Annotated in this window: 9 protein-coding genes and 1 pseudogene; 5 read left to right on the forward strand and 5 right to left on the reverse strand. The window is 73.6% G+C overall.

Annotated elements, in window-relative coordinates:
* Window positions 1-1369 (forward strand): annotated as a pseudogene (locus KS423_RS27890) (hypothetical protein); the annotation flags it as partial.
* A 19-nt stretch (window positions 1370-1388) separates the two neighbouring features.
* A complete protein-coding gene (locus KS423_RS27895) occupies window positions 1389-2156 on the forward strand; it encodes a metallophosphoesterase (RefSeq protein WP_224282530.1) in 768 nt (255 codons plus the stop codon).
* A gap of 15 nt (window positions 2157-2171) precedes the next feature.
* Here KS423_RS27895 and KS423_RS27900 read toward each other — a convergent pair whose 3' ends face one another.
* Window positions 2172-2708: a hypothetical protein gene (locus KS423_RS27900; RefSeq protein WP_224282531.1), complete on the reverse strand. Its 537-nt coding sequence runs from the start codon at window positions 2706-2708 to the stop codon at window positions 2172-2174.
* A gap of 215 nt (window positions 2709-2923) precedes the next feature.
* Window positions 2924-3619: a FadR/GntR family transcriptional regulator gene (locus KS423_RS27905; RefSeq protein ID WP_224282532.1), complete on the reverse strand. Its 696-nt coding sequence runs from the start codon at window positions 3617-3619 to the stop codon at window positions 2924-2926.
* Between the two features lie 148 nt (window positions 3620-3767).
* On the opposite strand from KS423_RS27905, the gene KS423_RS27910 reads away from it, so the two are divergent.
* On the forward strand, window positions 3768-4322 hold the full coding sequence (locus tag KS423_RS27910; RefSeq protein ID WP_224282533.1) for a gluconokinase: 555 nt from the start codon (window positions 3768-3770) through the stop codon (window positions 4320-4322).
* Between the two features lie 2 nt (window positions 4323-4324).
* Window positions 4325-5713, forward strand: coding sequence for a gluconate:H+ symporter (locus KS423_RS27915; RefSeq protein ID WP_224282538.1), 1389 nt, complete (start codon window positions 4325-4327; stop codon window positions 5711-5713).
* Between the two features lie 67 nt (window positions 5714-5780).
* Here KS423_RS27915 and KS423_RS27920 read toward each other — a convergent pair whose 3' ends face one another.
* Window positions 5781-6401 (reverse strand): TetR/AcrR family transcriptional regulator, encoded by a 621-nt coding sequence (locus KS423_RS27920; RefSeq protein ID WP_224282534.1) that lies wholly within the window; start codon window positions 6399-6401, stop codon window positions 5781-5783.
* 93 nt (window positions 6402-6494) lie between these two features.
* On the opposite strand from KS423_RS27920, the gene KS423_RS27925 reads away from it, so the two are divergent.
* Entirely contained in the window at window positions 6495-7715 is a 1221-nt protein-coding gene (locus KS423_RS27925) for an amidohydrolase family protein (protein WP_224282535.1), read from the forward strand.
* 81 nt (window positions 7716-7796) lie between these two features.
* Here KS423_RS27925 and KS423_RS27930 read toward each other — a convergent pair whose 3' ends face one another.
* Together KS423_RS27930 and KS423_RS27935 are read right to left on the reverse strand one after the other, a co-directional pair.
* A complete protein-coding gene (locus tag KS423_RS27930) occupies window positions 7797-8249 on the reverse strand; it encodes a hypothetical protein (RefSeq protein ID WP_224282536.1) in 453 nt (150 codons plus the stop codon).
* Window positions 8249-10076 (reverse strand): amidase domain-containing protein (locus KS423_RS27935; protein ID WP_224282537.1); only part of this gene is annotated, 1828 nt, incomplete at its 5' end. The genes KS423_RS27930 and KS423_RS27935, both read right to left, overlap by 1 nt.

The following is a 10076-nucleotide window of genomic DNA, read 5'->3' on the forward strand; positions in this document are numbered from 1 at the left end:
CGGCCGCCTGCGCGGCGAGGCCGAACGCTCCGCCCCCGCCGACGGCGAGGCGCACACCGAGCTGCCCGAGGACCTCGTCCCCACCGATCCGGAGCACGCCCAGGCCCTGCTGCGCACCGCCACCAGCCGCCTCGCCGAGCGGCGCGAGGCCCTGGACGCCGCCCGCACCGCCCACGCCGACCTCCAGCGGACCTTCGACACCGCCCAGGCCGCCGCCGCGGACTTCGACGAGCTGGCCGGCCAGCTGCGCGACGGCCTGCGCGACCACCAGGAGGACCCGGACGACCCGGTCGAGCCGTACCTGGGCTCGCTGGCCGAGGCCCGCACCGGCGCCACCGAGGCCCGACGCGCCCTGCGCACCGCCGCCGGCGAGCTGTCCTCCGCCGAACTCGCCGTCCGCGACGCCGCCGACGCCCTGGTCCGGCACGCCAACGCCGCCCGCTACGAGGCCGTCCGCACCCCCGCCCGTCAGCAGATCCGCGAACTGCCCGCCTCCGCGCTGCCCGAGCACGCCGCCGCCTGGGCCGCCGCCTTCGCCCCCCGGCTGCGGGTGCTCACCGACGAGCTCGCCCAGCTGGAGAAGAACCGCGGCTCGATCGTGGACCGGCTGCGCGGCCTGGTCGAGTCCTCGCTCACCACCCTGCGCGCCGCCCAGCGGCTGTCCCGGCTGCCCGAGGGCCTGGGGGAGTGGTCCGGCCAGGAGTTCCTCCGGATCCGCTTCGAGGACCCGGACCACGCCACCCTGGTCGAGCGCCTGGGCGAGGTCATCGACGAGGCGACCCGTGCCGCCGTCAGGAAGAACAGCGACCTGCGCCGCGACGGCATGTCCCTGCTGCTGCGCGGGGTCGCCGCCGCGATCGGCCCCAAGGGCGTCAGCGTCGAGATCCTCAAGCCCGATGCGGTGCTGCGCGCCGAGCGGGTCGGCGTCGGCCAGATGTCCGACGTCTTCTCCGGCGGCCAGCTGCTCACCGCCGCCATCGCGCTGTACTGCACGATGGCCGCGCTGCGCGCCAACGACCGAGGCCAGTCCCAGCTGCGGCATGCCGGCACGCTGTTCCTGGACAACCCGATCGGCCGCGCCAACGCCACCTACCTGCTGGAGCTCCAGCGGGCCGTGGCCGACGCGCTCGGCGTCCAGCTGATCTACACCACCGGCCTGTTCGACACCACCGCGCTCGCCGAGTTCCCGCTGGTGATCCGTCTGCGCAACGACGCCGACCTGCGGGCCGGCCTCAAGTACATCTCGGTCGAGGAGCACCTGCGTCCGGGCCTGCCCGCCGCGCCGGACCCGGACGGCCCGACCATCCACGGCGAGATCACCGCCACCCGGATGTTCAAGCGCCCTGCAGAGGTTCCCGTCCAGCCGTGAACTCACTAGCGTGATCGTCATGCTGACGATCGCGCACCTCAGTGACATCCACCTCGGCCAGGTCCACCGCCGGGACGGCGGCAAGCGGGCCCGGCGGCGGGCCGAGCAGGTGATGGCGTACCTCGACGCCCTGCCCGGCCCGCTGGACGCGGTGCTGGTCACCGGCGACCTCGCCGACCAAGGCCTGCCCGAGGAGTACCGGCAGGTCGCCGAGGTGCTGTCCTCCCGGCACCCGGTGCTCACCTGCCCCGGCAACCACGACCGCCGTTCGCCCTACCGCGAGGTGCTGCTCGGTGAGGCACCGGGGGAGGAGCCGGTCAACCGCCTGCACCGACTGCCCGGTGCCGACGTGCTGATGCTGGACTCCTCCATACCCGGGCAGCACGACGGCCTGCTGGACGATCGGACGCTGGACTGGCTGGATGCCGAACTCGGTTCCGGGCGCAGCGAGTTGCCCGCCCTGGTGGCCTTCCACCACCCGCCGGTGGAGCTGCACCTGCCGTATGTCGACGAGATCCGCCAGTTCGGCGAGGTGCGGCTGGCGCGGGTGCTGCGCCGCCACCCCCGGGTGGCCGCCCTGTTCTGCGGTCACTCGCACACCCCCGCCGCGACCACCTTCGCCGGCCTGCCGCTGCTGGTCGCGCCCGGGGTGGTCTCCACCGTCACACTGCCCTGCGAGGGCGGGCAGGTCATCTCCTTCGACCACCCGCCGATGCTGGCCTTCCACATCCTGGACGGGGACGGCCGGCTCACCACCCACTACCGGGCGCTGCCGTTCCAGGACTGACCGGCCCGCCCGGGGCTACGGCTGGTTGGTCCGCACCCGGGCCTGGTGCGGCGGCTGAGGCGGTGACTGGCGCGGCGGTCGGTGCGGCTCCTGGTGCGGCAGCCGGGGCTGCTGCTGCCCGGGGCCGTACGGCTGCGGCTGCTGCTGCCCCGGCCCGTAGGGCTGCTGCTGCCCCCGCCCGTACGGCTGCGGCTGCGCCGACTCGTACGGCTGCCGGTACACCGAGGAGGAGCCGGGCCGGGGGAACGGCAGCGCGGCCGGCGGCTCGGAGGGCGCCCGGCTGCCCGCCATCGGGTGAGCGGAGCCGGGTGCCCGCATCCGCTGGGCGGCGACCTGGCGGGAGATCAGGATCTCCAGCAGGCACCACATGGTGCCGAACACCCCGAGCCCCATCGCCAGCAGTGCCGGCGTCAGCAGCCAACTGCCCGCGTACGAGGCCAGGGTGGCCACCACGACGCCCACGAGCGTGAAGGACAGGCAGAGCACCGCCCGGACTGCGGCGGCGCGCACCTCGTCGGGCAGGCGGCGACGGCGGCGGCGTGGCACGGACATCGAGCGACCCCCAGGCGCGTGGCGCGTGTTCGGTGAAGCATGCGGAACGGGCGCACACGAAACGCGCCCCCTGGCCTCACTCTGCCCCGTCGAACCAGGACTATGCGTCCGAAATCGCCGAACTGCCGCCAAATCGTGTCATCCGGGAATTCCCGGCAGGTGCGCCTGGCGCTCCCGGCAGGCCTGGCGCTCCCGGCCGCTCCGCCGGCCCGGGCTCAGCCCAGCTGGAGGTTGAGCTCCTCCAGCGCGCCGCTCACGATCGTCCGCATCGCCTGCTCGGCGTGGATGGGGTCCTTGGCACAGATCGCCTCCGCGACCTCGCGGTGCAACCGGATCGCGTACGACTCCGGCTGATGGGGCATCAGATGGTACTCGGTCCGGCCGGTGAGCACCGCCGCGACGGTGTCTCCGAGGTGGGCGAACATCTCGTTGCCGGAGGCGCGCAGCACCAGGGAGTGGAAGGCGATGTCGTGCTTGAGGAAGGTGGCCAGGTCGGCTGCCCGTGCGGTGACCGTCAGATCCACGGCCAGTGAGCTGAGTTCGCGCCGGTCGTCGTCGCTCGCGTGGGTGGCGGCGAGCGCGGCCGCGGCCGGTTCGACGGCGACCCGCAGCGAGCCGAGCGAGCGCAGCTGGGCGGGGCGGTCCGAGCCGGCCAGGCGCCAGCGGATCACCATCGGGTCGAAGACGTCCCAGAGCGACTTCGGCTGCACGGTGATCCCGACCCGCCGCCGGGACGCGACCATGCGCATCCCCTCCAGGACCCGCACCGCCTCGCGGACCACCGTCCGGGACACCCCGAACCTGGCCTCCAGCTCCTCGCCGCGCAGCACCGCCCCCTCGGGGATCTCCCCCGACGCGATCGCCGGCCCGAGCTCGTCAAGCAGCCGCCCGGGCAGTCCCTGGATCTCCATCCGCTCAGCGTAGACGCCCGCCCTGGGAGAGTTCACGCCGCCCTGCGACCCAGACCACACCGCAAAAGTATGACGATTTGGTTTCCACCACTTGAATACGTCATATCTTTGAGGCGATAGTGGCGGCCTGCAACGAAGGAGCACCACCATGGCTCTCAGCGTCGAGAACCACGACCTCCCGGAAGGTCCCCTCACCGTCGTGGTGATGGGCGTCTCCGGTGTCGGCAAGACCACCCTGGCCCGTCTCCTGGCCGACCGCCTCGATCTCCCCTTCGCCGAGGCGGACGACTTCCACCCGGCGGCCAACATCGCCAAGATGTCGGCCGGCATCCCGCTGGACGACCAGGACCGCCAGCCCTGGCTGCGCGCCATCGGCGCCTGGCTCACGGAGCGCACCGAGGACGGCACCGGCGGCGTGGTCACCTGCTCGGCGTTGAAGCGCGGCTACCGCGACACCCTGCGCGCGGACGCCCCGGATGCCTTCTTCCTGCACCTCAGCGGTGGCCACGACCTGGTCGAGGACCGGCTCTCCCACCGCACCGGCCACTTCATGCCGACGTCGCTGCTCAACTCCCAGTACGCCACCTTGGAGCCCCTGGGTGTGGACGAGCGCGGCGCCGTCCTGGACGTGGGCCCGTCCCCCGAAGAACTCGTCGAGATGGCCGTGGCGCTGCTGCGGCCCGTCAATGGAGACCTCGCGTGAGCATTGCCCCCACTCTGCTGGCGGCCGCCCCACCGGCCCTGCCGCACACCGGCAGCGACTCCCAGCTGCTGATCGCGGTGCTGGTCAGCATCGGTGCGATCGTCGTACTGATCACCAAGCTGAAGCTGCACCCGTTCCTCGCCCTCACGCTCGGCTCCGGTCTGCTGGCCGCCGTCGCGGGTGCCCCCTTCGACAAGCTGCTCAGCAGCTTCTCCACGGGCTTCGGCTCGACCGTCGCCAGCGTCGGCCTGCTGATCGGCCTCGGCGCGATGCTCGGCAAGCTGCTCGCCGACTCCGGCGGCGCCAACATCATCGCGGACACCGTGCTCTCCCGCACCGGCAACAAGGCGCTGCCCTGGGCGATGGCGCTGATCGCGGCCGTGCTCGGCCTGCCGCTGTTCTTCGAGGTCGGCGTCGTCCTGCTGATCCCGATCGTGCTGCTGGTCGCCCGCCGCGGCAACGTGCCGCTGATGCGGGTCGGCATCCCGGCCCTGGCCGGTCTGTCGGTGCTGCACGGCCTGGTGCCCCCGCACCCGGGCCCGCTGGTCGCCGTCGACGCGCTGAAGGCCGACCTCGGCATCACCCTGGCGCTCGGCCTGCTGATCGCGGTCCCGACCCTGATCATCGCCGGCCCGCTGTTCGCCAGGTTCGCCGAGCGCTGGGTCGGCCCGCTGGAGATCCCGGCCACCACCGCCCCGGAGGACACCGCCAAGCACGAGCGCACCCCGTCGTTCGGCGCGGTCATGGCGACCATCCTGCTGCCGGTCGTGCTGATGCTCGGCAAGGCGCTGGCCGACGTGGTGATCGACGACCCGAAGGCGCTGGGCCAGCGGGTGTTCGACTTCATCGGCTCCCCGCTGATCGCGCTGCTCGCCGCGACCCTCCTCGGCATGCTGACCCTCGGCAAGGCGGCCGGCTTCGACAGGGCTCGGATCTCCGACACGGTCGGCAAGTCGCTCGGCCCGATCGCCGGCATCGTGTTCATCGTCGGCGCCGGCGGCGGCTTCAAGCAGACCCTGATCGACGTGGGCGTCGGCAACGCGGTGAGCGAGTGGTCCGGCAAGTGGCACGTCTCCGCGCTGCTGCTGGGCTGGCTGATCGCGGTGCTGATCCGCCTGGCCACCGGCTCGGCGACGGTCGCCACCATCACCGCGGCCGGCATCGTCTCCCCGCTCGCCGCCAACATGTCCTCGACCCACGCGGCCCTGCTGGTGCTCGCGATCGGCGCCGGTTCGCTCTTCCTGTCGCACGTCAACGACGCCGGCTTCTGGCTGGTGAAGGAGTACTTCGGAATGAGCGTCGGACAGACGCTGAAGTCCTGGTCGGTGATGGAGACGGTGATCTCGGTCGTCGCGATAGCCCTGATCCTGCCGCTGAGCCTGGTCATCTAGCCGGCGAGGCAACACCACCGCCGAGGGGCGGCCCCGTAACGGGGCCGCCCCTCGGCGTTTGCGCGTCTCAGCCCAGCAGCCCCGACAGCACCGCCGCCGTCGCCGCCAGCAGTTCCTCCGCGGCCGCCCCGCCGGCGGCCGTACGGGCCAGCAGCCCCTCGCGCGCCGCCAGGATCACCGTCGCCGCCTGAGCGGCGCTCGCCCCCGGGGGCACCAGCTCCGGCAGCGCCCGCTCCAGGACGTCCGCCAGCGCCCGGGCGACCGCCAGGTCGTGCGCGGCGACCTGCTCGGCCAGCGCCTCCGTACGGGCCGCGACCAGCCGGAACTCCAGGAACAGCAGGATCCACCCGGACTCCGCCGGCTCGACCCGCAGCAGCGCCTCGACCAGCAGCCGGGCCCGCTCCTGCGGCGCCAGCGCCTCGCAGGCCGCCGCCAGCCGCTCCAGCTCGGCCATCCGCCCGGCCGCCTGGTCGTCGAAGAGCGCCAGCAGCAGTTCCTCCTTGCTGCCGAAGTTCGAGTAGAAGGCCCCGCGGGTGTAGCCGGCGGCGGCGCAGACGTCCTCGATGCTCGTCCGCGCGAAGCCGACGGAGAGGAACAGCTCGCCCGCCGCGGCGAGCAGCCGGGCACGGGTGTGGACGCGGCGGCGGGGCGGTCGGGGAGCGGCGGCTTCGGCGGGGGGTGGGTTCACAGGAGAACGATACATGGTGTATTCAGTACGAGCCGTATTCAGTACGTCTCGTACTGAAATCGCGTTCCGCACCGAACCGGAGGGGCCACCACCGTGAGCCGACTGCTGATCACCGACGCCCACCTGCTCCACCCCGAGGACGGCACCCGTACCGACCGCGGCTGGCTGGAGGCCGCCGACGGCCGGATCACCGCCACCGGCACCGGCCGTCCGCCCGCCGCCCCCGACGGGGTCCGCGTCCTCGACGCGCAGGGCGCCACCGTGCTGCCCGGTCTGATCGACGCCCACGTCCACCTGCTGGTCACCTCGCTCGACCTGCCCGACGTCGCCAACTGGACCCCCGGCTACGCCACCGTCCGCGCCCTCGCCGAGGCCGAGCGGATGCTGCGCCGCGGCTTCACCACCGTGCGCGACGTCGGCGGTGCCGACCACGGCATGGCCCGCGCCCTGGCCGAGGGCCTGGCCCTCGGCCCCCGACTGCTGCACGGGGGCAAGGCGCTCTCCCAGACCGGCGGCCACGGCGACCTGCGCCCGCTCGGTGACGACTCGCTGCCCTGCTGCGAGGCCCGCCCCCACTTCGGCCGGATCGCCGACGGCGTGGACGCCGTGCGCGCCGCCGCCCGGGACGAGTTCCGCAAGGGTGCCCGGCACCTCAAGGTGCTGCTCTCCGGCGGCGTCGCCTCCCCGCACGACGAGATCGCGGCCGTCCAGTACAGCGAGGAGGAGATCCGGGCGGCCGTCGAGGAGGCGGAGAACCACAACCGCTACGTCACCGTGCACGCCTACCACCCGCGCGCGATCGACCGAGCCCTGCGGGCCGGCGTGCGCTGCGTCGAGCACGGCAACCTGCTGGACGACACGACGGTCGCGCTGCTGCTGGAGAAGGACGCCTTCCTGGTCCCCACCCTGGTCGCGTACGTGCGGACCGCGGAGCTCGGCGCGGCCTCGGGTCTGCCGCCGGCGTCCCTGGCCAAGCTCGCCGAGGTCCGCGACCAGGGGCTCGCCGCCCTGGAGCGCGCCCACCGGGCGGGTGTCAACCTGGTCTACGGCAGCGACCTGCTCGGCCCGCTGCACCCGGCCCAGCCGGCGGAGTTCACGCTGCGCGCCCAGGTCCAGCCGGCTGCCGACGTGCTGCGCTCCGCCACCACCACGGCGGCCCGGCTGCTCGGCATGGCGGGGGAGATCGGCACCCTCGCCCCGGGCGCCCACGCCGACCTCCTGGTGGTCGACGGCGACCCGCTCGCCGATGTCTCGGTGCTCGCCCGTCCGGACCGGCACCTGCGGCACGTGGTCAAGGCCGGCGCCGTCATCTGAAACGAAACGGGCGGACGCTCCTCCACGGAGCGCCCGCCCGTTCGTCCCTCGCATCCGGGCCCACGGCCGGCCCCGGCGGGATCAGGTCAGCAGGACCCGCCAGCCGCCCCCGCCGTCCGGGCCGTCCATGCGGAGTGTCAGCTCCTTCACCTGGCCGGTGCCGTGGAAGGTGAGCCGTACGGTCTGCCGGTTCGCCGGATCGTCACCGAAGTCGGCGGTGACCTCCCCGGCGGCGCCCGGCCCGTAGGCGCGGACCCACTCCTCGGCCGCCGCCCGGCGTGCGTCGGCCGGGCCCTCCGCGGCGGCCAGCTTCACCAACCGGTCCGCGGAGCCGTCGGCCAGCCGCCACACCACCTGCTGGACCAGGCCCAGCGTCTCCGGCACGGGGTAGCCGGTGACCTTCAGGTGCGGATGGGCGGAGTAGTCGGCCGCGTGCTGCAGCCGGGCGTCCTCCGCGCCGCTCGAACATCCGGCCAGGAGGGCAGCGGAGAGCACGGCCGCCAGTGCGGCCGCCACCGGCCGCCCCGCCGCCATCAGTTGGTCCCGAGCGGGCGGACGACGACGAACCACTCGATCGGGTCGCCCTTCTGCCGGTAGTACGACAGCACCTCGTTCAGGGTGGTGACACCCTGCCGGCCGTGCTGGCGCAGCTCCATCCGGGCGCCCCAGCTCACCACGATCGCGGCGTGGTTGATCCGCGACTCGTTGCGCCACTTGAAGAACACCACGTCGCCGGGGCGCGCCTCGGAGGTCCAGCGCAGCCAGGTCGAGTACCGGTAGTTCAGCAGGTGCCGGTGCAGGTTGGCCGCGCCGGCCCAGGTGTAGCTGCGGTTCTTGTGCCAGCCGAACAGCCAGTAGTCGTTGGTCCACCAGGCACTGTCCCAGGTCTTGAAGCCGTACCGGGTGCGCATGCCGCCACCGTAGTAGAGGGCCTTGGAGACGAAGTTGGTGCAGTCCTGGGGGAAGTCCCAGCCGATGTTGACGTTGCGGCGGGCCCAGTCGGCGGTGCCGTTGTAGTTGTACCCGGCCTGGACGGCGCCGGCGGCCGGCTGAGCCGGTTGGACCGGGAAGCCGTTGGCGTCCAGCGGGACGGCCTTCTGGGCGTCCGCCGGGTCGGGCTGTGCGGCGTCTGCCACGTCGACCTGGGCCTGGGCGGCCGCGGAGGAGGACAGCTTCTGCTGGGCCGCGAGGTCGTCGGCCTCGGAGACCATCACCGCGGCGGTGCCGACGGCGAACTCGAACCGCTTCGGGCCGGCGCTCTCGCTCGGCGAGTCCACACCGCCCGACCGGATCATCACCGAGTCCTTGACGGTGGCCCGCACGACGACCTTGCCGGCCGTCTGCTGGTCGACCACCACGTCGGTCAGGCTGACCGCGGCGGCCGTGTACAGCTGGCTCTGGGTCGCCAGCGCCTCGCGGTTGGCGACCAGCGAGGCCTCCTGGGTGGCCAGCAGGTCGACGAAGACGGTGCCGTGCGCGGCCTCGGCGGCGGCGTCCGGCGCGGTGAACCCGGCCTTCATCTTGATCTTGTTGCGGGCGTCCAGGTACTCCTGCACGTAGCCGCGGTACTGGTTCGGGCCGCCGGCCGTCGGCGTGCCCTGGACCACGGCCGAGGCGACCGGGGCGGCGGTGCCGTAGCTGTTGCGGGCGGTGACCACCGCGCGGTACGAGAGGGCGTTGTCGAGGCCGGTGAACACGGCCCGCAGGTCGCCGGTGGTGACCTCCTGGACCGGGGCGCCGGCCGAGGTCTCGACCCGGACGGTGTAGCCGACGTCGCCGACCGAACCGCGGTCGGCCGGGGCGTTCCAGGTGACGACCAGACCGGCGTCGCCACCGACGGCGGCCACCAGCTCGGCCGCGCCCGGTGCGGTCGGTGCCAGGTAGTCGAGGGTCAGCTTCGGCCGCCGCGCCGGGTCGGCGGCGGTGGCCGAGGAGTAGCGGGCCGCACCGGTCCAGCCGGCCGGCGGGCGCAGCGCCAGGCCGTAGGCCTCGCCCTTCTCGATCCACGAGCCGACCAGTGCGGCCAGGTCGGTCTCCGACAGCTTGGCGGCGGAGGCGTAGCTCTCCGCGCCGGCGGCTGCGGTCAGTGCCGCACCGCCCTGGCCGGGAGCCCAGGCGCTGCCGAGCTGGAAGACGTCCACGGCGGTCTCGTCGCAGCCGGCGGTACCGGCCGCGCAGTCCGAGCGGGTCAGTTCGAGCTTGCCGCCGATCACCCGGGAGCCGGCCGGGACGGCCGACAGGTCGGGCTTGAGCCAGCTGGTCCAGCTGCTGCCGTCGGGCGTGGTGCCGATCCGCAGCTCGGCCGGGTCGGCGGCCGGGCACGCGCCGGTGTCGCAGCCGCCGCCGGCCGTGGCCGCCGAG

Source organism: Streptomyces sp. LS1784 (assembly GCF_020103755.1).
Classification (GTDB): Bacteria; Actinomycetota; Actinomycetes; order Streptomycetales; family Streptomycetaceae; genus Kitasatospora.